Consider the following 25,129-nt stretch of genomic DNA (forward strand, 5'->3'; position numbering starts at 1 on the left):
GTTAGACCGTTTCATATGAAACGGGTACTTCGCCGTGTAAACGATGTACTCAAATAAAGGTTAGGTTTCGTTTTTGGACAAAAAAAAGGCCATCCCGAAAGATGGCCCTATAGTATAATAATTTGTGGTGTTTTATTTCGCGACAGCCTCTTTTAATACCCCCAGCTCTCTTCCAACCTCAGTAAAAGCACGAATGGCCTTGTCCAGGTGGTGCCGATCGTGACCTGCCGAAATTTGCACACGAATCCGTGCCTGTCCTTTTGCCACTACCGGGAAGAAGAAACCAATCACATAAATACCTTTCTCCAGCAGGCGGTCAGCAAATTGCTGCGCCAACGGTGCGTCGTATAGCATGATCGGTACAATAGGGTGCTCGCCCGGTTTAATATCGAAGCCGGCCTTCGTCATCTCTGCGCGGAAGTAGCGTGTGTTTTCTTCCAGCTTGTCGCGCAGATCGGTGGTCTCGGACAACATATTAAACACTTCGATCGAAGCGCCGACAATCGACGGCGCCAGGGTATTCGAGAACAAATACGGGCGTGAGCGCTGGCGCAACATTTCAATGATCTCTTTGCGACCCGATGTAAAGCCGCCCGATGCACCACCCAACGCCTTGCCTAGGGTACCGGTGATGATGTCCACACGGCCTGTTACACCTCTATACTCCGGCACACCACGACCGGTCTTGCCAATGAAACCCGTGGAATGACACTCGTCGGTCATCACCAATGCTTCATACTTATCCGCCAAGTCACAAATCTTATCCATTTGGGCAATGGTACCGTCCATGGAGAACGCGCCATCGGTCACCACGATGATCTGCTTGGCGCCTGCGGTGCGGGCATCTTGTAGCTGCTTTTCCAGGTCAGCCATATCGTTGTGTTTATACCGGTAACGCATGGCCTTACACAACCGCACGCCGTCAATGATCGACGCATGGTTCAACTCGTCTGAGATGATGGCATCTTCTGCGCCCAGCAACGGTTCGAATACACCGCCGTTGGCGTCAAAGGCTGCCGCGTATAAGATCGTGTCTTCCGTGCCCAGAAATTCCGAAATCTTTTTCTCCAGTGTCTTATGAATATCTTGTGTGCCACAAATAAACCGTACCGAAGACATCCCAAATCCGTGTGTATCAATCGCGCGCTTAGCGGCCTCGGTCACACGCGGGTGTGACGACAAGCCCAGGTAATTATTCGCGCAGAAGTTGATCACCTCTTTGCCTTCGCTGGTCTTTATATCAGCTCCCTGCGGCGTCGTAATGATCCTTTCTTTTTTAAAAAGACCGGCCGTGCGAATGGTTTCGAGTTCCTGTTGTAAAAACGGTTGTAGCTTCTTATACATAGGGTTTAATCTGTTTTCGGTTTGGGGGGTTTGATCACCGGCCGGGCCATACCGGGTTTAGCAGGTTTAGCGGCCGGTGGTGTTTCAGGTGTAGCCGGTGGCGCTGCCTCTGGCGTCGGCTGTGTGTCTGATGACGAGGTGACATCTTGTGAAGGTATACCAGCCGTTGCCGCCGTTGACTCGGGTGCAGATGCTGGTATCGCCGGCTTTATAACGGGGCGCGGAATCACAGGCTTCACAGCAGGCTTTGCTGTAGGCGCCGGTGTCTCTGTTGCTTGCGCAGGTATAATATCGTTGGTCGTGTTTTTCTCTGCCGCGGTTGCATCTGCTTGCGTGAGCTGTTCCATGGGCGGCTTCGGTTTCATGACCGGTCGCGGGATAACCGGTTTGGAGGCCGCAGGTTGTTCCCCTGTCTCCGCCGGCTTCGGCTTCATCATCGGCTTCGCGATTGCGGGCCTGGCGACGGCGGGCTTTGGTGCAATCGTTTCTGTCGCTGTTGTTGTAACCGGTTGCGATAAAGTTGTCGCTGTTTTCTCTGATACAACCTCTATCTGTAAAGTATACTTTCTACGAACCGGATTGATCAGATACAGTTTTTGTGCTGTAAAACTGCTGGGGTGCATCTCCGCAAATTCGGCGCTCCACGTAGCCCACAGGGCAGGCTCCGCCTGCCGGAAAGCCTCCGTATCAATTTTTTTTGATGTCAGGTAATCCCTGAAGTTCATGGCCGCTAAGTTAATGCAAAACCATTCCTAACGTAGAGTAGGCGAACGGTAAATTTTGGTAATTTCGCCCCGCCTTCCTACAGTAAGGAGAACGAGACCAAACCCTTAAAAAGGCAAACCAGAAATTTATACACATGAAGAAACAGAAAATTCTTGTTATCGGTGCAGGCGGACAACTGGGTTCTGAACTAACGCAAGGCCTTTGGAAGCTCCACGGAAAGGAGAACGTGATCGCGACCGACATCAAAGATCCGGAAGGCGTGCTGGCCACCGGCAACTTCGAGATCCTGGATGTCATGAAAGAAAACGAGTTTCTCGATTTCGTGAAAAAGAATGGCTTTACGCAGCTATATCACCTGGCCGCGGTACTGTCGGCCACGGGTGAAAAAAATCCCAAGTTTGCGTGGCAGTTGAACATGGACGGCCTCATTCGCGTGTTGGATGCCGCCGTAAACAATAAAATAGAGAAAGTATACTGGCCCAGTTCCATCGCGGCCTTCGGCCCCACAACGCCCAAAATAAAAACGCCGCAAGATACCATCATGGACCCCACCACGATTTACGGCATCAGCAAACAAGCCGGTGAGCTGTGGTGCAACTGGTATCATAAAAATCGCGGCCTCGACGTACGCAGCCTGCGTTACCCGGGCCTCATTGGCTACAAGACAAAACCCGGCGGCGGCACAACGGACTACGCCGTCGATATTTTCTTCAAGGCCCTGACGGATAAAAAATTCGAATGCTTCCTGAGCGCCGACACCTATCTGCCCATGATGTATATGGACGATGCCGTCAAAGCAACACTTGACCTCATGGAAGCCCCCGCCGAAAAAATAAACGAGCGTGGCAGCTACAACATCTCTGCCATGAGCTTCTGCCCCGCCGAGATTGCGGCCGAGATCAAAAAACACATACCCGAATTTGAGATCACCTACAAGCCCGACTTCCGTCAAGCCATTGCCGACTCGTGGCCACGCTCTATCAACGACTCCACTGCACGCATTGACTGGGGCTGGGAACCGCAGTTCGACCTGGCGGGCATGACCGAAGATATTCTCAAAAACCTGCCGGTGCTCATGCACGAACAGGCGATGATTTAAAAAGCAAAGGCCTCCACCTGTCCCAGGTAGAGGCCTTTCTCTTAAAGACTTATTATATTATTGAATCACCAGGTGGAATAACTTCTGCCCGGAAGCAGACGCCAGCCGCACGGCATATACACCCGCTGTTAAATTTACCGGCAACGGTATAGCTGTCACCGACGCATCCACTGGCATCGTCAACAATACACGCCCCGCCCCATCAATAAACGTCAGCATGGCCGGCGTAGTAACACGATCTTGCAGCGAGAGCGTTACCACCTGCTGATAGCGCACAGGGTTCGGATACAAGGATACGTTAGACGACGAGCTCTCCGTTTCACGTGTACGGATCACATCCGAGTATACCACGGTACCATCCAGATCCACCTGCTTCAGTCGATAATAATTCCAACCTCCGAGCGGCGCGTTGTCAACGAATGTATAAACGCCGCCTTTGTGCTCATTACCTTCACCGGCCACGGTAGCGATCGTTGTAAAATTCAGTGCCTCTGCCGCGCGCTCGACCTCGAAATGGTCGAAGTTCTTTTCGAGTGTCGTTGCCCACTGCAGGGGTATTTGCCCGGGCTTAATGGCACCAAAGCGGAAGTATGTCAACACCACCGGCAGCGGGCTATTCGGCAAACCTGACACCCAGTCAAAGAACGGTTTGTTGGAGGACTCCATAAAATTCTTGTCGCCGTAGTTCGAGGTGGTTTGCGCTCCACCCCCTGTGTTCGTAATGGTACCGTCAACGTACAGCCCATAATTGTTGGGTGTGCTAGGGTTATTGTTAGTGATCTTATCGCCTCCACCGTTGAAGGTTATGCTTTTATCGATGTACACTTCGCCACCAGGGTTAATCGTAAGCTGTGTATCACCAGAACCTTCACCGGTCATGCCGCCAAAGATGGCAACCCGTGCGTTCCGCTCTACCAGCACGTCACCACCATTCGTGGAAACAAGATTTCCGCGAATCACCATATCGGCATACGGCGGTGGATTTGCGTTTGTACCGATCACCAGGTTCTGCGTGGCATTTACCGTAAAGTTGGTATCGACAAAGGTCGTCGCGCCCGGGTTAACCTGAAATCGCGCCGACGATGTCATCGACACGCTGTTAACATTCAGCTTTCCATTGTTGGTAAAGATTGAGTTGCCCGACGTACCACCGTTGAGGCTCCCGGTGATGTGCATGTTACCATTGTTGTTGATCTTGCCGTTGGTCGACACGTTACCATTCACCGTGAACGTACCGCTGTTGTTCAAGATAGCACTGGCATTATCGCCTACCGTTAGGCTGCTGGCCGAGCTGGTCGTGCCTGCGGAAGTATTGATCGTCGAGCCCGCCTGAATATCAACACCGTTGGTTACAACCATTGTGCCGGCTGTGAGATTTAAACTCTTATTGCCGCCCGAGGTTGTCATGGACACACTGCCGGCGCTTAACACACCCGATGAGTTGAAGTTCAGCGTGGCGTTGTTGTTTTGAAAAGTAATGGCGTTCGTCACTGCCAGGTTGCCACCCGACACCGTTACGTTCCCCGCGTCGATCGTGAGACTTTGCGGCTTAAAGTTACCGCTGCTAACGGTCAGCTTTGCATTGCTACCAATCGTCAGTGGATTGTTATAATTCAGCGTGCCTCCCGAGTACACCAGCTCGGAGCCACCACCTATGCTAATGTTAGAGGGAGAGATAGTAGCCGAAGGTGCCGTCGTCAACAACAGCTTTGAGGAATTAGTGAGGGTAATGCTGCCGCCTGCGTTGCTGGCGGTTACCGTCGCACCGTTGTTAATGCTCACGTTGCCCGGAATATTTAGGCTCGGTGTGTACATAAAGGTCGAGCCGCTGTTTATCGTTAGGTGCGACGTGAGGCTTAGCGTACCGCCTGTGCGAGAAAAAGTACCTGCTACCATTAAACTCTGCACGTTAAGATTGCCACTACTCATGGTCACTTTGCTGCCTCCGGGTATCGAAAGCGTGCCGGCATAATTCAGCGTACCGCCACTGAAGTTCAATTCAGCGTTACCCGCCAAAGAAATGCCAGGCGGCGCGATCATTGCCGACGTCGTCAGATTCAGTTTTGATCCACCGGATAGGTCGATCGAACCACCTACTGTAGAGGCCCCGAGCGTAATGCCGTTCCCCAGCGTCAGATTACCGGGAACCGCCAATGTGTTGCCGTACGTAAATGTATTTCCAGTGGGCACGTTCAAGTTGCCCGTGAGCGTCAGCGTGCCACTGGTATTGATATACTTCGCCGAGTTGGCCATCGTCATGCTCCCGGCCTTGACCACACCATTGTTCTGAACCGTGATAGTGGGCTGATTATCGAGTGTTATTGTACCCCCTACTTCCAACGTACCACCATTGACAATGATCTGCAGGCTGTTGCCCTGGAGATTCAAATTGCCCGAGATCTTCAACGATCCACCACTGTTGATCGTGATTGTCTGAGACACCCACGCCGCAGACATGTCGCCGGTGTAATAGATCGGATGATTGATGGTGACGTTATCCGGACCAGGCCAGCCCGTCGTCGGCACACGGCCACAGCTCCAGGTGGACGCATTGTTGTAGTTTGCCGGCGTGGCGACGGTGCCAGTCTGCGTTTGACATTCTGCTGCTAATACTGAAGTAGCACTCGCGCAAAACAGCAGAAACACAGTAAAGAGGGTCTTCGAATTCTTCCGCATAAATATTTTGTGCCTTTCTAAAAGGTCAATAAGTTGCAATGCATTACAAACCCCACATTGCTTATGCCCGTAATAAAAACGCACAACAGTTCTGGAACACTGGTCGTAACGATCTCACGACCAGATGCATTGAACGCATTAAATGAGGCAACGATGAATGGGCTGCGCGATGTGATACAAGAAGCCTACCAGAACGACACGTATCGTGGAATTATTCTGACTGGCGATGGTGAAAAGGCTTTTGTCGCTGGTGCGGACATCAAAGAATTTACGTCGCTGACAAAAGAACAAGCGTTTGAACTGGCCCAAAAAGGCCAAAGCTTGTTTAAACTTATAGAAGACTGTCCTAAACCCGTCATTGCTGCCGTAAACGGTTTCGCCCTGGGCGGCGGCTGTGAGCTGGCCATGGCCTGCCACATGCGTATTGCGACAGAAAACGCCAAATTTGGACAGCCCGAAGTCAATTTGGGATTGATACCGGGGTATGGCGGCACGCAGCGCCTGGCCCAATTGGTTGGCCGCGGCAAAGCTCTCGAGCTCATTCTGACCGGCGACATGATCTCTGCCCAGGAAGCAAAAGCCATTGGTTTGGTAAACCACGTGGTGGGCACCCGGGCGGAACTCGACGAGCTGGCGCAAAAGATCATGGACAAGATTTTGACGAAAGGGCCCCTTGCCGTTGCCCTCAGCATCAAAGCCGTGAACGCCGGCTATGGATTTGAGAAAAATGGTTACCAGGCTGAAGCTGAAAACTTCGCAGCCGCCACCGTCACCGACGACTTCCGCGAAGGCACAACCGCATTCATCGAAAAACGTAAACCTGTCTTTACAGGGAAGTAACTACCTTTTTGCTGCACGGCAGCCGGTAGTATAATTCAGCAAATCCACTCATGAGTAAGATCAGGCGCCTGGCAGGCGAGACAGTATTATACGGACTGGGCAGCATACTCCCCCGTTTTCTTAACTTTCTCCTTATCCGTCCGCACACCGACAAATTCCCGCCGGAGGCTTACAGCGTCATTACTAAGCTGTTTATCTACACGGCGGTGATCAATGTGCTCTTTACGTTTGGTATGGAAACGGCCTACTTCCGCTTTACCAACAAAACCGATCTGAGCGAGCGAAAAATATTCAACCTGACCCAGACTGTCGTCGTTTCGATCAGCCTGCTCTTTAGCCTGGTGCTATTGGCGCTGGCGAACCCGGCTGCCAACTTTTTGGGCATAGCCGGCCAGGCAAACCTGGTCGTGTGGCTGGCTGTCATTCTCTTTATCGATGCCGTGGTGGCCATACCTTTTGCCCGGCTACGCTTACAGAAAAAAGCGCTGCAGTTCACCATCGGCAAATTGGTTAACATCAGTATCATCATTGGCTTGAACTATTATTTCCTATACACGGTCTTCGACCCGGCGCGCGGCGTAGGGTTTGTCGTGTTAGCCAACCTGATAGCCAATGCCTTTTACCTGCTCTTTTTTGCCGGCATACTGTGGCAGTGGAGGCCGTCATACGACCGCACGCTCTCGCCTGACATGTTGCGATATGCTTATCCCATCATGCTCATGGGCCTGGCGGGCATGACCAATGAAATGTTCTCGCGGGCCGCACTGGAGTGGTGGCTGCCCGAAGGCTTTTACCCGGGACACTCGGCCGACTATGCCCTGGGTGTATTTGGTGCGTGCTACAAATTCGCCATTCTTATGAACCTGGCCATCCAGGCGTTCCGGTATGCGGCAGAGCCGTTCTTCTTTTCCAACGCCGCGGACAAGAACTCGCCGACGCTGTTCGCCACCGTAAATCACTATTTTATCATTGTCTGCTGTCTACTATTTCTGGCCGTCAGCACAAACCTCGAGCTTATCGGGTCTCTGTTCTTAAAAAGCGAAGCATATTGGGAGGGACTTTCCATCGTACCGATACTACTGTTGGGCTACTTGTTCCTGGGCGTGTACTACAACCTGTCCGCGTGGTTCAAGCTCAGCGACAGGACATACTTCGGCACCTTCCTGACGGTAGGCGGCGCCATCATTACTATCCTGGCCAACTATATACTCATTCCGCTGTATGGGTATATGGGCAGTAGTTGGGCAACACTGATCTGCTATGCCTCCATGGCCGTAGCATGCTACCTGCTCGGCCAGAAGTACTATCCCATCCCCTACCGGGTGGCGGCCGGAATGGGGTATATACTCGGCACTATCGTGCTCGCCTGGGCAATAAATCAGTTGACATTTGAGAACTTGTGGATCGGCACGGGAGTGCGGGGATTAATAATCATAGTTTACATCGGCACGATTTTTTTCCTGGAAAGGAAATCATTAACACGAGTCGTCCGATGAATTTTAATTATTTTGCCAGTAGTTTATGCAGCAGCACAGTTGGCTGCATAACATTTTAACCAATCACCTCTCTTATGAACATGATAATCCCCATGGCGGGCCTGGGAAAACGTTTACGTCCGCACACACTTTCCGTTCCAAAACCGCTGTTACCTATCGCCGGAAAGCCCATTGTACATCGTCTGGTGGAAGACATCGCCAAAGTCACACCTGAAAAAATTGACAAGATCGGCTTCATCATCCACCCCAGTTTCGGCAAAGAAGTAGAAGAAAGCCTCATTGCCATCGCACGTGAGGTGGGTGCCGAAGGGAAAATTTACTATCAGGAAACTGCCATGGGTATATCCCACGCGCTGCTTTTTGCAAAAGAGCTGTTTACAGGCAAGGTCATTGTCGCCTTCGCCGACACCCTTTTCAAGGCAGAGTTTAAGCTGGACACCAATAAAGACGGCATCATCTGGGTGCAACGCGTAGCAGACCCGTCACAATTTGGCGTCGTACGCCTGAACGACGCCGGCGAGATTGTAGAGATGGTCGAAAAGCCTGCGCAGCCGGTATCCGACCTGGCCATCATTGGCATCTACTTCTTTAAGGACGGTGCCGCCCTCGCCCGCGAGATGCAGTACCTGATCGACAACGATATCAAAGACAAAGGCGAGTACCAGTTCACCTCCGCGCTGCAACGGCTCAGCAACGCCGGCGCCAAGCTTATGACCGGGCAAGTGACCGAGTGGCTTGACTGCGGCAACAAGGCCGTGACTGTACAAACCAACCAGCGGTACCTGGAATTCATTAAAGACCAGAAGCTTGTCTCCGACAAAGCCAAGGTCATCAACTCTGTCATTATCCCCCCGTGCTACGTCGGACCGGGTGTGGTCATTGAAAATTCTGTCATTGGCCCCTATGTTTCGGTAGGCGAGAATACCCGCATAACCGACAGCCGAATCCAGAATTCTATCCTCCAGAAAGAAGGCCGCATATCAAAGGCACTCCTGGAAAACAGCATGTTTGGGAATTTCGCTATTTTTGAAGGTTCATCGCTCGATTTGAGCGTTGGTGACTTCAATACCATAGCGTGACGGCACAAAAACTGCATATTACCTGCGCCATGATCCTTTCCGTGGCACTCTTCGCCCCCGGCGACATCATGGCGCAGCGTAAAAAAAAGAACGTCGGGGAGGAACAAGCTTCCGGCATCAAACTCCGCGAGGCAGAGTTTTACTTCACGGAAGGCGAAAAGTTCTTCATCCTCGAAGACTACGCCAAGGCCCTCCTCTATTACCAACGCACGCTCGAGATCACCCCCGACAATGCCACGGTGCACTATAAAGTGGCCGAGGTACTCGCCCAAAGCAACCGCCAGGAAGACCTTCTTCGGGCCTCTCTCAGCATTGAAAGCGCCCTGAAGCTCGAAAAGAAAAATAAGTATTTTTACCTGCTCGCGGCCAACATCTATAGCAGCCTGACCCGCTTTGACAAAGCCGCCGAAGCCTACGAAAACCTCATCAAAGAAGTACCTGATACCGAAGAGTACTTTTATGACCTCGCCGCCGTCTATCAGTACGCCAACCGCTTTGAGGATGCCATCAAGACCTACAATCGCGCCGAGGCCGTATTGGGCGTAACCGAAATATCGTCGGTACAGAAACAACGTCTATACCTGCAACAAGGCAAGATCAAAGAAGCCCTGGCGGAAGGTGAAAAACTAATCACCGCGTTTCCCGGCGAAGAGCGCTACAGCATGGGCTTTGCCGAGCTGCTGGCCCAAAAGAATTTGCGCGACGAAGCGATTCAGCACCTGGAGAAGTTTATTGCCCAGAACCCCGACGCCGGCAATGCCAAAATGCTCCTGGCCGGCTTCTACCGCGACGCGCAGCAGGAGGCCAAAGCCCGCCCGTTGCTGCTCAGCTTGTTTGACGACCCGAGCGTAGAGATTGGCAGCAAGCTGATCGTCATGGGTACCTATAACGCCGAAATTAACCAGCGCAAGTCCCGTACGGGCGAGACCGATGCCGACCTCGTGTCGTATGCCTTCTCGCTCTTCGAGAAGCTCGAAAAAAATTATCCCACCGAGTCGGGTGTCCACATCGTCGGTGGCGACCTGAACCTGGCCGTCGGCAAAGCCCGCGATGCCCAGAAAGAATACCTCAAAGCCATCGAGCTGGGGGACGTGAACTTCGAAGTGTGGGAGAACCTGCTGTACCTCGAAACACAGCTCGACCAGTGGGACGCCGTCATTCGTCATGCCGACCAGGCGCTGGAAATGTTCCCGAACCAGGCGATGATCCACTACTTCAGTGGCAACGCCCACATTCGCAAGCGTCATTATCCCGAAGCCATTGCCGCCTTACAGCAGTCCAAGCGGCTGTCTGCTGCTAATCCCGCGGTACTGTCAGACATCAACGGCCTGCTGGGCGATGCCTACCATGCCGCCCGGGAATACGACAAGTCCGACAAGGCCTACGAAGAAGCCCTGCTGCTGACGCCCGAGAACACCACCGTACTGAACAACTATAGCTATTATCTTTCCCTGCGGAAAGTCAATTTGGAGAAGGCCGAAAAAATGGCGTCTCTCCTCATAAAGAATAACCCGGAAAATGCCACCTTTCTGGATACGTACGCCTGGGTGTTGTATGTTCGTGGCAAATTTAAAGATGCCCGCAAAGCCATCGAGCGCGCCATTGAAACTGGCAAGGCGACGGCAACACACTTCGAGCACTACGGCGACATTCTGTTCCAGTTGGGCGACGTGAATGGCGCCGTGCAGCAGTGGGAGAAGGCCCGGGGCATGAATGCGAACAGCGAAATATTAAATAGGAAAATAGCGAATAGAAAAATCTATGAATAGATACCTCAGGTTTTGGCTTTTCGGCTTGGCGCTCCTCGCCATGTCCTGTAGCAAAAAAGCCGTCAGCACCTTACCCGCCGGCCCCGCCAAACCCAATCTGAACATTGAAGAGATCGAGTTTGAATACATGCAAGGCAAAGCACGCATGGTGCTGCGCGACGCCAACAAAGAACGGGAAGTAAAGACCAACATCCGCATTCACAAAGACAGCGTCATCTGGATGACCTTTTCCGTCATTGGTGTGCAGGGCGGCAAGGCGTTGATCAACAAAGACTCCATCACCATTGTCTCCAACCTCGACAAAGAATACTATGTGTTTGAATATCCCGAACTTTCCAAACGGTATAATTTCGAGATCAACTACAACGTTATACAGGAAGCGATGCTGGGCAATCTCATTCTGCCACGCAACGACGCAGATGATATTTCCCAGGAGTCGTCGTTCTTTTTGCTCAAGCAACAAACCGGCGACATCACGGTGAGCAACTATGTAAACGCGGCCAGCATGAAGATCGAAAAGGTAGAAATGAAGGAAGCCACCAACAACAATTCACTCACCCTGAACTACTCCAACTTTCAGCCGATGAGCAACAAGTTGTTTCCTTACAACGGTACCATCAACCTCTTCTACAAAACGCTGAGCGGCGTCCTGAACACCACCATCATCTTTGAGTATAACAAAGCCGAGGTCAGTGACAAGGAATTGAAATTCCCGTTTAACATACCCAAGAAATATGCCCGCAGGTAAGGCGCTATTACTTGTTGTCCTACTGTCGGCCGGCTGCCTCCCCCTGTATGCGCAAAAAAACAAAACGCAACTTCAGAAGGAGAAGCAGCAAAACCTGGAAAAAATAAAAGAAACCGAAAAGATCCTCACGGAGACATCGACGAAGAAGAAAAACTCCATTGGTGAGTTGAATGCTGTAAATCAACGCATCACCGAGCAGGAAGGACTTGTCAACTCCATCAAGGGGGAAGTTCGTCTGCTCGACGGCGAGATCGGCGAAAACAATGACATCATCCGGGCGCTGGAAGACGACCTGACCAAGCTCAAAAAAGAATATTCCAAAATGCTGTACGCCGCACAGAAGGCACAGAACAGCACAACCCGCCTTACCTTCCTTTTCTCGTCGGAGTCTTTTGACCAGCTCATCATGCGCATGCGGTACATGGATCAATATTCCGAAACGCGCAAGCTGCAAACCCAGGAGATCGCCAAAGTACAGGAAGCCCTCGGGGGCCAGGTGCGAGAAATCGAAGGCCGCCGCACCGAAAAGAATAAGCTCCTGCTGGAAGAAGAGCGGGAAAACGAAAATCTGGCCGACTTGCGCAAAAAGCAGAACACCATCGTCAAGTCGCTCGAAAAAGAAGAAAAGAAACTGCGCAAAGACATTGCCGCCACCAAAAAGGCCAATGCCGCGCTGGAAAAACTCATCGAAAACATCATTGCCGAAGAAATAGCCCGCGAGTCACGCTCGACTAAAAAGCATAGCGAGGCAGCCGTGGCCCTCTCCTCGTCTTTTGAAAACAACAAAAACAAATTTCCCTGGCCCTGCTCCGGCTTTGTGTCGCAGAAATTCGGGCGGCAGAACCACGCCGTCATCAAAGGCATCATTGTTCAGAACAACGGCGTGAACATTCAGACCAAGGAAGACGAGAAGGTAAAAAGCATTTTTGAGGGCGAAGTGACCCGTGTAGCTTTTATCCAGACCATGGGCAGCTCGGTCATTATTAAACACGGCGAGTATTTTACGGTATATGCTGGCCTGAAGGAGGTTTTTGTGCGTACGGGCCAAAAGATCACCACCAACCAGGAAATCGGGCGGGTGTTTTCCAACACCGACGGGACGTCGGAGTTGCGGTTTCAGATCTTTAAGGGTACGACCCCCCTTGACCCCCAGGGGTGGCTACGGAACATGTAAGAAAAAGCGTTTTTTAATACTTGCCGCCGGCCTCCGCGGGCCGCCTCCCACATCCATATTCGTTTGACGGTAATCTTTTTTGGTCTACTTTTGTCATGTATTTAAAATATTAAGCCATGAAAGCTATCATATTGTTTCTCAGTGGGGTTGGTTTCCAGGAAATTCTGCTTATCGGCCTTTTTGTACTGGTGTTCTTTGGCGCCAAAAAAATTCCTGAATTCATGAAAGGTCTTGGAAAAGGTGTAAAAGAATTTAAAAGCGCGGTAAACGATGTTAAGAAAGACGTCGAGGAAGCTGGCAAAATCGAAGACGGTAAATAGTTTTGAAAACGTACGCTACATTTCGCGAGATACAGCACGATCTGCAGCGCGGCACCACCACCAGCATCGAGCTGGTGCGTCATCATCTGGATAACATCCGGAAGAAAGCACACCTCAATGCATTTTTGAGCGTGTACGAAGAAGAAGCGCTTCTTCAGGCCGCGGCAGTCGATAAGAAAATCAAAGAAGGCAACGCTGGTAAACTGGCGGGCCTCGTCGTAGGCCTGAAAGATGTCCTGGCCTACAAAGACCATCCCCTCCAGGGCGCAAGCCGGGTGTTGGATGGTTTTATTTCTCAGTTTAACGGCACCGCCGTACAACGCCTCCTGGACGAAGACGCCATCATTATCGGTCGCCAAAATTGCGACGAGTTTGCGATGGGCTCCTCCAACGAAAACTCTGCCTTTGGGCCCGTGCTGAACGATGCCGACAATACCCGCGTACCGGGAGGATCGTCGGGTGGTTCGGCTGTTGCCGTTCAGGCCGATATGTGCCAGGTATCCATTGGCTCTGACACCGGCGGCTCTGTACGTCAGCCCGCAGCCTTTTGCGGCCTGGTCGGCCTCAAGCCTACCTACTCCCGCATTTCCCGCTACGGCCTGGCCGCCTACGCCTCGTCATTCGACTGTATTGGCATCTTTGGTAAATCAGTGGAAGACGTAGCCCTGGTACTGGAAGTCATTGCCGGCGCCGACGATGTCGACAGCACCGTGTCTCAACAACCCGTACCGTCTTACTCTGCCGAGCTCACGACCTCTAACGGCAAGCCGTACAAGGTAGCCTACGTGCGCGAGATCGACAGCAGCGAAGGTCTGCAACCCGAGATACGCGACGCCATTGTCGCGAAGCTCGACCAGCTTCGTGCCGCAGGACACTCGGTAGACGTGATCGACTTCCCACTGCAGGAATACGTACTCCCTACTTATTACATCCTGGCTACCGCCGAAGCAAGCTCTAACCTGTCGCGCTATGACGGCGTGCGGTATGGCTATCGCAGCGCGGGTGCCACCGACCTGAGCTCACTCTATAAAAAGAGCCGGTCAGAAGGATTTGGTAAAGAAGTACAGCGACGCATTCTGCTCGGCACCTTTGTACTGAGCGCGAGCTATTACGATGCCTACTATACCAAGGCGCAGAAAGTACGTCGCATCATCCGCGAGAAAACAAAAGAGCTGCTGCGTCAGTATGACTTCATCGTCATGCCTATTACCCCCACAACAGCCTTCAAGTTGGGTGAGCACACCGATAATCCTTTAGAAATGTACTTGGCGGATCTTTTTTCCGTTCAAGCTAATGTGGCCGGTGTACCGGCCATTGCCGTGCCGTGTGGCAACGACAAACAAGGCTTGCCCATGGGCTTGCAGGTCATTGCTGACGACTTTGAAGAGTCAAAGCTTTTACATTTTTCAAACGCATTACTGAAAATGAATTGAGATGAGGAAACCCATTCTCTTGACAGCCATCATACTTTTTTCAACCGCAGCAGTGGCTCAGGTAGCACCGAAGGCCTCCGTTGATTCGGTTGTGGTGGATTCTCTGGAGGTAGCCGAAGCAGAAGAGGAAATGCTGTATAAAGAAGATACAGCAGACTACGAATACTTCGCCCTGCCCACCGAGATCGAATACGTACCCGGCGACGACGACCCGCAACTGGTAGCCGACCGCCTGGCCTGTATTGATACCAAGATGAACCTGGTATACAACGACCGCATCCACGCCTTCATCAACTACTTCACGGTAAGAGACCGTGAGTATACCAAGATGGTGATGCGCCGGCGCAACCTCTACTTCCCCATCTTTGAAAAATACCTGAAGCAATACGGCCTGCCCGAAGAGCTCAAGTATCTGTCGATTATAGAGTCTGGTCTTAATCCTCGCGCGGTATCCCGCGCACGGGCCGTGGGCCTTTGGCAGTTCATGTCGGGTACGGGTAAATACTACGGTCTGCACAACGACTGGTTCATCGACGAGCGTATGGACCCCGAGAAGTCAACCGAAGCTGCCTGCCGCTACCTGCGCGATCTGTACAATATGTTCCATGACTGGGAAATGGCCCTGGCCGCCTATAACACCGGACCCGGCAACGTAAAGCGCGCCATTCGCCGCTCGGGCTACAAGCGCACCTTCTGGGAGATCTATCCCAACCTGCCACGCGAAACCCGTTCATACGTGCCGCAGTTCGTGGCCATTACCTATACCATGAATTACCTGGACGAGCACAACTTCTTTGACGAAGGCGAAGAGATGCTCGTGGTATCCGACACCATACGCACTAAAAAATTCCTGCACTTCGACACCTTTGCCAGCCTGACCAACACCTGCGTGGACGACCTGCAACGGCTTAACCCGTCCATCCAGCACAACGCCATGCCGGAGACAGGCAAGCCCTACGTCGTGCACATACCGCGCGAAGCCAAAATTGTGCTCGACAGCAACCGCCTGGCCATTCTCGACTCGGCTTCGAAGACCGGCCGTAAAGAGCTGGAAGTGCTCGCGCGCAATACCGAAGGCAGCACCTATGGTCGCGACCGCATTGTATACAAAGTACGCAGCGGCGATGTATTGGGCTCGATTGCCATCCGTCACGGTGTACGTGTAACCGACCTCAAGAAGTGGAACAAACTGCGTGGCAACAACATCCACGTGGGCCAACGCCTCAACATCTGGCAGCGTGGCAGCAAAGGCGCAAAAAGCGCCACCAGCACCACCATGATGGCGTCTGCAAAGTCGGCATCACCCGCACCGATCCCCGACTCGAAAATATATGTCGTACAGCCCGGCGATACCCTGTGGCACATCTCCCAGAAGTTTGAAGGCCTTTCGGTTGACAAGATCAAGTCGCTCAACAACCTCAGCAACACCAAACTGCAACCCGGTCAGAAACTCATCATCGGGATGTAATGTATCCCAACATCAAACAAAAGAGCCTCGCACGTGCGAGGCTCTTTTGTTTTACATCCGGGCGTTACGCCAGAGGTCGATCACTTCGTACCAGGTATTTCGGTATTTCTTCTCCCGTATCAATACATAATTCTCGGGGTCGAACAATGTCGGCGACTTCGAAAAGCTGAAGGAGGTTTTATACATGCTGTTGCTATAGTACCATACCTCGCGGTCGGAAAACTTAAAGACTTCGTCGGGTTGACCAAAGACGATATAGATCATACCCCGGTCGGTCTTCCATCCTTCTTTATAGGACGAGAAATATTGATTGGCCAGCTCTACCTTCCGGAAATAGCTCCGCATAAAGCCTTTGGCGCGCTCGGCATCGCCGGTAATGCCCAGGATCACTTTGTCAAACGCTTTCTTGTCGCCCTTGGCTTGTTTAATGCGGTCAAACTCGGCCTGTGTACACACGTAAATAAGCGGGTCTGCCAGGTTCTGGATTTTCGCATAGCGCGGATAGTCTTCGGCAATGCGGAAGGTATAGCCTTCGGCCGAGCTGGTATCCTGCTGTACCAGGTACAGGCCCCGTTGCGTGAAGGTGATGGTCTGGCCGGTGGGCACGGAGAAGATCGAGTCTACCTGCAGTCGTGACTTGACACGGCCCAGCGTTTCTGAAAAGGCTGGTGCGGAGGCGGGAAAGTCGTCACGGTAGAACGATATCGTCTGCGCCGTGGCGCCTGAGAAAGTATAGGGACGTGCCACGTAAGCATAGGGAGGCAGAACGGGTGTATTGCCGGCATACAACGACCCGTTCACCGGATACTTCGGGTCCAGCACCCGGAAAAAATACCAGGCACGCTTCAGCACCGTGTGGACCACTTTGGCTACCAGCACCTGTGGAACAGCGAGGGACGGCGGTGCTACCACGCCGGAGAGTGCATGGCCTTTGCTGTCGCGGCCGGCGCTGTCATATTGGAACGCCTTGCCTTCCTTCTCGCCCAGGGAGGTACGCGTCTCCCATTGAATGGAATAGTCCGCGGCCGTAGCCGACGTGTCGCGTATCTGCAGCGTATAGTACACCTGCCACCCCGACGGTTGGCGTACAGGTTTCATATCAAACGTAAAAAGCTCGAGGGGGCTATAATGGTAGCTGAAGTTGATGTCGCGCAGGGCCTGCCCGTACGCCACCGGGCCGACCAGTAAAAAGAGCAATAAAAATCGTTTCATTGAGCCTAAAATAAGCATTTAAAGTACCAGGTTGGGACTGCAATCGACGTTTTCCAAACTTTTCAGCCAAGCGGTAAACCCTGGACCCGATTCCTCCTTACCTTTGCGCCCCGGCCGGCAGGCCGTAAACGGCAGGACATGAAGATCTACACCACGGAAATTACCAGCGAAGAAATCGCATCCGATAACCCAATCCATCAACGTTTATTCAAGGCCTATGTTGTGGCCAGGGACTATATCCGCGGCCAGGTGCTCGAAGTTGGCTGCGGCGAAGGCCGTGGCATCGACACCCTGCTGCCCCTGGCCGAAAGCTTCACGGCCGTAGACAAGATCCAGCCCGTCATCGCCGGCTTGCAACAACGCTTCCCGACCGGCAAGTTCATGGCCATGAACATTCCCCCGCTCTCCGGCCTGGCCGACAACACCTACGACAGCATCGTCAGCTTCCAGGTTATCGAGCACATCCAGGAAGACGCCCTGTTCCTAAAAGAAATACACCGCGTGCTAAAGCCCGGCGGCATTGCCCTATTGACAACCCCCAACCGCAGCATGTCGCTGTCACGCAACCCGTGGCACATTCGCGAATACCTGCCGCAAGAGCTGGCCAACCTGGCTAAAAAATTCTTTCCCCAAGTAGAAATGAAAGGCATCACTGGAAACAAGAAGGTGATGGAGTACCACGAAGAAAACCGGCGCTCGGTCAATCGCATCATGCGTTTCGATATCTTCAATCTTCAGTATCGTCTGCCAGCTTTCATGCTGCGCCTACCTTACGAAATACTGAACCGCCGAAACCGAAACAAACTTCAGTCAGCTGACAATACGCTGGTAGCGAATATTCATCACGATGATTATATCGTCGTGGATGATGCCACGAATGCGTTGGATTTGTTGTTGATTGTCCGGAAGTAATCGCCATGGGGCAATAAGCGCTTCGGCAGTCTGCACAAAGAAACCATCAACGGTTCAACACACGATTTAATACTATCGTTTCTCGTTTGACACTATGCCCTTCCACCTCCACAAGTGGAGACTTCTCCCTATAATCCGCTTCGCCCAAAAACGAAGAGATCACCACCACCAGATCCTTCTCCTGAATCACCGGCAACCGCGGAAACTCATTCGCCTGCATCTCCGTCACCCACAGCGACACACGCTCTTTCATCTGAGGCTCATATACTTTTGCCAGCCCCTGCAACAGCGCATCCCGCTTCCCCGCCTTAGCATAATAATAGTCAATCACAACAAAGCCATACCGCCCATTCCCCAACACATCCTCTACCCGCCCTTCCGGCCACGGCCGCAACAAATGCACCTGATCTGAGTCGATTATCATACCATTTGCCTCCCGACCATAACCTTTCCACACAGCGCCGCCATAAAAGCCCTGCAGAAAAGAAAGCCGCGATGCCATATCACCAAACCCACGCATCCAGAAAAACCGGTCTGCCTCACCCTGCACTGTAAATATACCGGGCAACATCGCCCCCTGCGCCCGCTGCGTCCCTACGAAATGGTCACTGAAATACTGCGCAAACCGCCCGGTCATGCCGGGTTGCATCAGATAGTTACGCAACTCCAGCACACGTATCGGTTCTTGAAATGTTACCTGTTGAGGCGGCCGCGTAAAATACATATACCAGTTCCACTCCCACGTCTTACCCGCATCATCCGAGAAGGCCTGGCTCCAAACAGGCTTGGCCGGATCAGTTTTATCCCATTGAAACATGACCACAATGTCTTTACCCCCATACGTATCACGACTATAGAACCGGCCAATGTTTCCGTCAAAAGAACCAACGACAGGTTTGTCAAGCGTACCCCGGTTAGTATCCGACCAATAGATGCTCCACAACGTTGTACCAGGATCAAAGATCCGCAGTGCCATTCCCTCGAAAGGCTGCCCGTCAAACGTCGTAATAAAGTCGTCAATATTCCCCCGGCCATGCAACACCTTACGCAGGTTGCCCGTAGCCTCGAACGTATCCCATTCGTTGGAGTGGTTCAGACGTGTTTTGAGCTTCCGGTTTTGAATAACCCATCGTCCAATCAAAAAATCAAAGTCGTGGGGTGAGGAAGTCGCAGCGGGTGTAACCGTCAGCGAGCCGTGCGGCGTGAGCGTAAAAGTTGTCATAGAGTGCTTCGTGATCGTTTGTGCTTGTACACCAACAGCCATAAATACGGTGATGTATACAAGTGAATGTACTACGAAACCAGGAATATACATAGCCAGGTGCTTTTAGGTGAACACCCAAAGATGGTGCAAGCTTTGCTAACCGACGGTTTCGTTTCGAATGAATTAGGACGCGTTTACCTTCGTTTCAAAGTTTTTGAACATATTGTACCATGCGAACATTTGACGAACTAAACTGGAAGATCTTACAAGAGCTGCAAAAAAACGCGCGGGTATCAAACGCCGAGATTGGCCGCACGATTGGGCTCTCGGCCCCGGCTGTCGCCGAGCGAATCGTACGCATGGAAGAAGACGGTGTCATTCAGGGCTACCAGCCCGTCATTGATTATGACAAGCTAAACCTTCCCGTAAAAGTATTCATTCATTTTAAAGCCGGCGCGATGAAACACAATGAGATGGTTCGGAAGATCGACAAGATGCCACAGATCGTGGAGTGGCATGCCGTGACCGGCGAAAACTGCATGTTATTAAAAGTGGTCGTGGCATCCACGAAAGAGCTCGAAACATTGCTGGTTGAGCTCGGCCGCTTTGGCGACACGACCACTTCGTTGATCTTATCGGGAAATAGCTTTCCCCGTATCCTGCGAAAATGATCTCACATTACTCGCTTCGCAGCGACTTCACCGGATTGGCCATAGCCGACCGCAGCGCCTGCACCGAGATCGTCAGACATGCCACCATCAGCGCCAATCCGCCGGCCGACGCAAAGATCCACCACGATAAGTCTATACGGAAGGCAAACTGTTGCAGCCATTGCCACATGAAATACCCCGCCACCGGCGCGGCGACGGCAAAGGCAATCAGCACCAGCACCAGGAAGTCGGACGACAACAGGCCGACAATGTGACTCACCCGCGCACCCAATACCTTGCGTATCCCAATCTCTTTCGTGCGCTGCTCGGCCGAGTACATCACCAGCCCCAATAGTCCCAGGCACGAGATGACTATCGCCAGCAAAGCAAAGGTATTGGACAAACGGGTAATGATCTCTTCGCTCTGGTAAAGCTTGGCATACTCCTGATCCAAAAATTGATATGCAAACGGATAATGGGGATTGATGTCATGGTATACTTTCTCCAGGCTGGCAATCGCCTCGCGTGTCTTGCCCGGCTCCGTCCGTACAACAATTACCCCGAAATATTCATACTCCTTCACGTCCATGATCAATGGCTTAATGGGCTCGTGCAGCGAGTGTGTATGATAATCTTTCAGGATGCCGATGATATGCCCTTTCTTCTGCCACGCCGAGACCCACTTGCCCAGCGGGTCTTTCATTTTCATTTGTCGTATGGCCTCCTCATTCACTAAAAAAGCATCGGCCGAGTCGGTAGCATGGCCGCGGGAAAAGTCGCGACCGTCTGCTATCTTCAGGTCCATCAGGCGTATAAAATCAAATCCGACGGAGGTGGGTTTGAATCCCACCTCCTCGCCTTCCAGTTGTCCTTCCCAATGAATCGGCTCCGCGGTTACAAAGCCCATTGCGTGTGGCGCCTCGCTGCTGCGATCTACCATTGCGATGCCCGGCATGCCCAGCGCCTGTGTTTTAAAAGCAGCGTACTTTTCGAACTTGCCCATCTCGCCTTCAATGCGCATATAGAGCAAGTTCTCTTTATTATACCCCAGGTTTATAGTTTGCACATAGTACGTTTGTCGCGATACGACCAGTGTGGCGATCACGAGCATGATCGACAAGGCAAACTGGAAGACTGTCAACCCTTTTCGAAAGCGTGTTGCACCCGGCGAGAAGCGAAGTATACCTTTCAGGATGCGCGCCGGCTTCAGGGATGACAGGAACAACGCCGGATAACTGCCCGCCGCGAGGCCTGTCACCACCATCAAGGCTACCATGAACGCCCACGACGCCGGCGTGCGGAAAGGTGACTCGATATGTTTACCGGTATAGGTATTAAAACCAGGCAACAGCACGTGTACAATCAGCAGCGAACAGGCGAGTGCCAAAAAAGACAAAAGAATGGACTCACCAAAGAACTGCGCAACGAGGTGCGACCGCGAGCTCCCGACCACCTTGCGTACACCCACTTCCTTCGCCCGCTTCATCGAACGGGCCGTGGCGAGATTCATAAAATTAATACAAGCGATCAACAATATAAAGATCGCCACGCCGGTGAAGATGCGCACATACTCGATGCGCCCGCCGCGTGGCACGCCGTTTACAAAATTCGATACGAGGTATTGATCCCGAAACGGCTGCATGCCAAGGGCCACCGTAAACTCCGCCTTCTCCGGCTTTCGGCGCTCAAGAAAATCACGCACCTTCGCTTGCACAGCCGCCGCATCGGCATCGGGCTCCAGTTGCACATACGTGGGCCATTTGTTATCCGAGAATTCAATGCCGCCCATGCTTGCTGCGTCCCAATTAATGAGATAATCAAATTGCAATGAACTCTCCTGAGGCACATCTTCAAACACGGCCGCGATCACAAAGTCACGCACGTCTTCATACCGGATGCTCTTGCCGATCGCAGCCTCGGGACTATCAAAAAACATCCGTGCCATCTTGCGCGACACGGCAATGCTGCTCACGTCACCCAACGGCTTCTCCCGGTCACCGGCTATGATTGGGAAGCTAAACATCTTTAAAAAATCCGATGCCGCCGACGAGCCTTGCAACTTGTGAATCGTCTCTCCCACCTGGAAGGTCATGGGGTGGCCCCACGGCAACTCATACGATGTAGCATAGGGCGTAGCATATTGTATACCGGGTATCTCGGCCAGCAGGCCTTCGGCCAACGACGCCTCGCGTCGCGGCTTCTCACTGTCGGTAAACGTAAAATAAGGAATAGCATAGCCGGCCGTCGTCTCACCGTGGGCGGTCTGGGTATAGTATAGGCTATACAAGCGATCGCCGCTGGTGTGGAAGTTGTCGACGCGGCGCTCGTCCTGCACCCACAGGAAAATGAACAGGCAGCAAGTCATGCCCAGGGCGAGGCCGAGTATATTAATACCCGAAAAGATCTGGTGGCGCAGCAGGTTGCGCAGCGCCACCAGGATGTAGTGTTTGTACAGGCTCATAGTAAAAAGAGAAGCGGATGGTGTAGTTGGTTTTCGTTTGATAGCAAAAGGCCGCATAAAGCCCAGCACGTGGCGTATATAGTCGCGACGCGCACGCCGCACTCCCACGCGCGACACCTGATACATAAATTCCTCCTGCAGGTCGCCTTCAATCTCTTCGAGCTTGTGCGGCGAACAATACCAACGCAGCAAGCGCGTAGCCCAGGCAGGGGGTGATGGAGGATTAGAGGCTTGTTTCATACGGACGGAAGTGTTTTGAGGGAGGGTGGCAGCAGATTCCACAACGTGGTGCGTACCGCCTGTATATCGTGCAGCGTCTGGCGTCCATACGCCGTCACCTGAAAGAGCCGTTTGCGACGCCCACCCCGCTCCGGTGTGGGGTCGCCCATGACCGACGTCACCATGCCTTTTTCTTCCAGGCGCTGCAACGATGCGTGCACCTGGTTCAGTCGTACTGCACGCTGTGTCTGTTGTAGGATCTCATGGGCAATCTGCACGCCATAGGCCTCGCCGTCGAGCATGCCTACGACCAGCAATACAATCTCTTCAAACTCCCCGGGATAAACGCGTTTCATCAGCAAAAACAGGTATTAATTCCATTTTTGCTGACCAAATAGTTTGCCAGTACAAAAACAGCGTTTTTAGCACAGAACGCAACATTTACGACACAATGGCCGGGAGCGCTTGTCCGGATTCATAGCACCTTTTCCCACAACCGACCGCCACCCAGGTATCGTTCAGGTACGGCCACGGGTGCATAAAACTTCACGGGCCCGGAAGATTTAATTAAAGCATAACAAGATTCACGCGTGACGCTGCTGTTGCACAATTCCCCCCGGCTGCCGAAAAAAGACAATAGACCGGTATCGCAACGCAACGTGCTCATTCACATCTACTCCGGGCATTTTTAGACACCGTTAGAGGCGGGTCTACCGCGCGATCACACCTGCATTTCCTATTCCGGTCAGATATAGTAACAGGGACAATAAGTGGCCTCTCCGCACGGAGAACGGCCCATGACAGACCGCCTTAGCTTTTTTTATTCTCCTTTCCTCATTACTTTCACATCAAACGCCCCCTCTCCATAGACACTTTCCGCAATCATATCACAGAAGTTGAGCTGGTCCGACGCCTCCGCGCAAAAGACCGCGCCGCGCTGGAGTATTTATACGACCACTACTCGGCGGCACTGTATGGCGCCATCTTCCGCATCATTCAAAAAGACGCCGTGGCGGAAGAAGTGTTGCAGGATGTCTTCCTGAAGGTTTGGGATAAGTTCGAGCACTACGACGCCTCCAAAGGCAAGCTTTTCACCTGGCTACTCAACGTTGCACGCAATCAAGCCATCGACAAGACGCGCTCCCGCGAAATAAGCAATGACCGGAAAACCAGCGACATCCAAAATGTCGTAAGTAGAATCGACAACGAGGATTACATCGAACAGCGCGTCGACGGCATCGGTGTCAAGGACATTCTGAAAGATCTCCCTAAAGAGCAACACTTTATCGTGGAGTATCTTTATCTGAAAGGATATACGCAATCGGAATTGGCAGAAGAATTTAATATCCCGCTGGGAACGGTCAAGACGCGTCTGCGCCTGGCCATGCAACAGCTACGAACGACACTCGGAGTAACAACGACGTGAACATACACGAATACATATCGTCCGGAATCCTGGAAGCGTACGCTTTGGGGGAGCTCTCTGAGCAGGAGCGCGGCGAGGTGGAACACCACCTGGCCAGCCATCCTGAACTCAGAACAGAGCTTGACCAAATCGAGCAAGTACAGGAAAAGCTGCTGCAGCGCATCGCGGTCCAACCGCGGGACACTGTGAAGACGCAGCTTTTTGCCCGGATTGATGGCCAGGCTCCCGCCGGCAAAGTCGTGTCTATGCCGTCATCCGAACCAACGATATGGAAGCTCGCCGCCGCCGCGTCCGTAACGGTTGCGCTGGTGACATCCTACCTGGCGTACAACTATTACGACAAGTGGAAAAACACGCAAGGCGAATTGACCGAGCTTATCGCGCAAAACGAGCGCGTGGCCAGCGACTACAACCAGGTCAACCAACGGCTCGACAAGATCGAAAGCGACATTCACATCATTCATAACCCCGCCTTCAAACGTGTAGCTCTAAAAGGTACACCCAATGCCCCGGCATCCCTGGCGTACGTGTATTGGAACGAAGACACCCGCGAGGTCTACCTCAGCTTACAGGAAATGAAGCAATTGGCGCAGGAAAACCAGTACCAGTTATGGGCCATCATTGACGGCAAACCGGTAGACGCCGGCGTATTTGACGCTGGAACCCCTGGTGGATTGCTTAAAATGAAGGAAATCGGCACCGGCGCGACACTCTTTGCCGTGACCGTTGAACCCCGCGGCGGCCAGCCCGCTCCCACCCTGGAGACCATGCAAGTGGCCGGGCCTGTCGAAAAAGGCTAAATATCAGCCTTAAAACGCCATTTTTCTGTTTAAAATTATTTGCGAAAATTCTACAAAAGTAGAAATCCGGGAA

At 52.4% G+C, this 25,129-nt stretch carries 21 protein-coding genes; 14 read left to right on the forward strand and 7 right to left on the reverse strand.

What is annotated here, in order from left to right:
- Positions 1-132 precede the first annotated feature (132 nt).
- Positions 133-1,344 carry a glycine C-acetyltransferase gene (kbl, locus tag KK062_RS19375; RefSeq protein ID WP_254085995.1) on the reverse strand — a complete coding sequence of 404 codons (1,212 nt, stop codon included), beginning with the start codon at positions 1,342-1,344 and terminating at the stop codon, positions 133-135.
- A 5-nt stretch (positions 1,345-1,349) separates the two neighbouring features.
- On the reverse strand, positions 1,350-2,069 hold the full coding sequence (locus tag KK062_RS19380) for a hypothetical protein (RefSeq protein ID WP_254086047.1): 720 nt from the start codon (positions 2,067-2,069) through the stop codon (positions 1,350-1,352).
- A 134-nt stretch (positions 2,070-2,203) separates the two neighbouring features.
- On the opposite strand from KK062_RS19380, the gene KK062_RS19385 reads away from it, so the two are divergent.
- Positions 2,204-3,169, forward strand: a complete 966-nt coding sequence (locus tag KK062_RS19385) for an NAD-dependent epimerase/dehydratase family protein (protein ID WP_254085996.1) — start codon at positions 2,204-2,206, stop codon at positions 3,167-3,169.
- Positions 3,170-3,226: 57 nt separating this feature from the next.
- Here KK062_RS19385 and KK062_RS19390 read toward each other — a convergent pair whose 3' ends face one another.
- The gene (locus KK062_RS19390; protein WP_254085997.1) at positions 3,227-5,845 is read right to left on the reverse strand and encodes a beta strand repeat-containing protein; all 2,619 of its coding nucleotides are present in this window, start codon (positions 5,843-5,845) and stop codon (positions 3,227-3,229) included.
- Positions 5,846-5,908: 63 nt separating this feature from the next.
- Between KK062_RS19390 and KK062_RS19395 the strand changes: the two genes are divergently transcribed.
- The 9 genes from KK062_RS19395 (at position 5,909) to KK062_RS19435 (ending at position 16,172) form a co-directional block, all read left to right on the forward strand.
- Entirely contained in the window at positions 5,909-6,685 is a 777-nt protein-coding gene (locus tag KK062_RS19395; RefSeq protein WP_254085998.1) for an enoyl-CoA hydratase-related protein, read from the forward strand.
- A 50-nt stretch (positions 6,686-6,735) separates the two neighbouring features.
- Positions 6,736-8,181: a lipopolysaccharide biosynthesis protein gene (locus KK062_RS19400; RefSeq protein WP_254085999.1), complete on the forward strand. Its 1,446-nt coding sequence runs from the start codon at positions 6,736-6,738 to the stop codon at positions 8,179-8,181.
- 74 nt (positions 8,182-8,255) lie between these two features.
- On the forward strand, positions 8,256-9,260 hold the full coding sequence (locus KK062_RS19405; RefSeq protein ID WP_254086000.1) for a sugar nucleotidyltransferase: 1,005 nt from the start codon (positions 8,256-8,258) through the stop codon (positions 9,258-9,260).
- Complete coding sequence (locus KK062_RS19410; protein ID WP_254086001.1) at positions 9,257-11,029, forward strand: tetratricopeptide repeat protein; 1,773 nt, start codon at positions 9,257-9,259, stop codon at positions 11,027-11,029. The genes KK062_RS19405 and KK062_RS19410 overlap by 4 nt, the downstream gene beginning before the upstream one ends.
- The gene (gene lolB1, locus KK062_RS19415) at positions 11,022-11,777 is read left to right on the forward strand and encodes a lipoprotein insertase outer membrane protein LolB1 (RefSeq protein WP_254086002.1); all 756 of its coding nucleotides are present in this window, start codon (positions 11,022-11,024) and stop codon (positions 11,775-11,777) included. The genes KK062_RS19410 and lolB1 overlap by 8 nt, the downstream gene beginning before the upstream one ends.
- A complete protein-coding gene (locus tag KK062_RS19420; RefSeq protein WP_254086003.1) occupies positions 11,764-12,951 on the forward strand; it encodes a murein hydrolase activator EnvC family protein in 1,188 nt (395 codons plus the stop codon). Before lolB1 ends, KK062_RS19420 begins: the two co-directional genes overlap by 14 nt.
- A gap of 116 nt (positions 12,952-13,067) precedes the next feature.
- Positions 13,068-13,271: a Sec-independent protein translocase subunit TatA/TatB gene (locus tag KK062_RS19425; protein ID WP_254086004.1), complete on the forward strand. Its 204-nt coding sequence runs from the start codon at positions 13,068-13,070 to the stop codon at positions 13,269-13,271.
- Positions 13,272-13,273: 2 nt separating this feature from the next.
- The gene (gatA, locus tag KK062_RS19430; RefSeq protein WP_254086005.1) at positions 13,274-14,704 is read left to right on the forward strand and encodes an Asp-tRNA(Asn)/Glu-tRNA(Gln) amidotransferase subunit GatA; all 1,431 of its coding nucleotides are present in this window, start codon (positions 13,274-13,276) and stop codon (positions 14,702-14,704) included.
- A gap of 1 nt (position 14,705) precedes the next feature.
- A complete protein-coding gene (locus tag KK062_RS19435) occupies positions 14,706-16,172 on the forward strand; it encodes a lytic transglycosylase domain-containing protein (RefSeq protein WP_254086006.1) in 1,467 nt (488 codons plus the stop codon).
- A gap of 51 nt (positions 16,173-16,223) precedes the next feature.
- Here KK062_RS19435 and KK062_RS19440 read toward each other — a convergent pair whose 3' ends face one another.
- Positions 16,224-17,384 carry a GWxTD domain-containing protein gene (locus KK062_RS19440; protein WP_254086007.1) on the reverse strand — a complete coding sequence of 387 codons (1,161 nt, stop codon included), beginning with the start codon at positions 17,382-17,384 and terminating at the stop codon, positions 16,224-16,226.
- Between the two features lie 138 nt (positions 17,385-17,522).
- Between KK062_RS19440 and KK062_RS19445 the strand changes: the two genes are divergently transcribed.
- On the forward strand, positions 17,523-18,296 hold the full coding sequence (locus KK062_RS19445) for a class I SAM-dependent methyltransferase (RefSeq protein ID WP_254086008.1): 774 nt from the start codon (positions 17,523-17,525) through the stop codon (positions 18,294-18,296).
- Positions 18,297-18,342: 46 nt separating this feature from the next.
- Here the strand turns inward: KK062_RS19445 and KK062_RS19450 are convergent, their stop codons facing one another.
- Entirely contained in the window at positions 18,343-19,518 is a 1,176-nt protein-coding gene (locus KK062_RS19450; protein ID WP_254086009.1) for a hypothetical protein, read from the reverse strand.
- Positions 19,519-19,730: 212 nt separating this feature from the next.
- Here KK062_RS19450 and KK062_RS19455 point away from each other — a divergent pair, with 212 nt between their 5' ends.
- Positions 19,731-20,171, forward strand: a complete 441-nt coding sequence (locus KK062_RS19455; RefSeq protein WP_254086010.1) for an Lrp/AsnC family transcriptional regulator — start codon at positions 19,731-19,733, stop codon at positions 20,169-20,171.
- A 7-nt stretch (positions 20,172-20,178) separates the two neighbouring features.
- Here KK062_RS19455 and KK062_RS19460 read toward each other — a convergent pair whose 3' ends face one another.
- Complete coding sequence (locus KK062_RS19460) at positions 20,179-22,851, reverse strand: ABC transporter permease (protein ID WP_254086011.1); 2,673 nt, start codon at positions 22,849-22,851, stop codon at positions 20,179-20,181.
- A complete protein-coding gene (locus KK062_RS19465; RefSeq protein ID WP_254086012.1) occupies positions 22,848-23,186 on the reverse strand; it encodes a PadR family transcriptional regulator in 339 nt (112 codons plus the stop codon). Before KK062_RS19465 ends, KK062_RS19460 begins: the two co-directional genes overlap by 4 nt.
- A gap of 581 nt (positions 23,187-23,767) precedes the next feature.
- Here KK062_RS19465 and KK062_RS19470 point away from each other — a divergent pair.
- A complete protein-coding gene (locus KK062_RS19470) occupies positions 23,768-24,256 on the forward strand; it encodes an RNA polymerase sigma factor (RefSeq protein WP_262899268.1) in 489 nt (162 codons plus the stop codon).
- Positions 24,253-25,056, forward strand: coding sequence for an anti-sigma factor (locus KK062_RS19475; RefSeq protein ID WP_254086013.1), 804 nt, complete (start codon positions 24,253-24,255; stop codon positions 25,054-25,056). Before KK062_RS19470 ends, KK062_RS19475 begins: the two co-directional genes overlap by 4 nt.
- Positions 25,057-25,129 lie beyond the last annotated feature (73 nt).

It is taken from the genome of Dawidia cretensis (assembly GCF_018598175.1).
GTDB lineage: Bacteria > Bacteroidota > Bacteroidia > Cytophagales > Cyclobacteriaceae > Ohtaekwangia > Ohtaekwangia cretensis.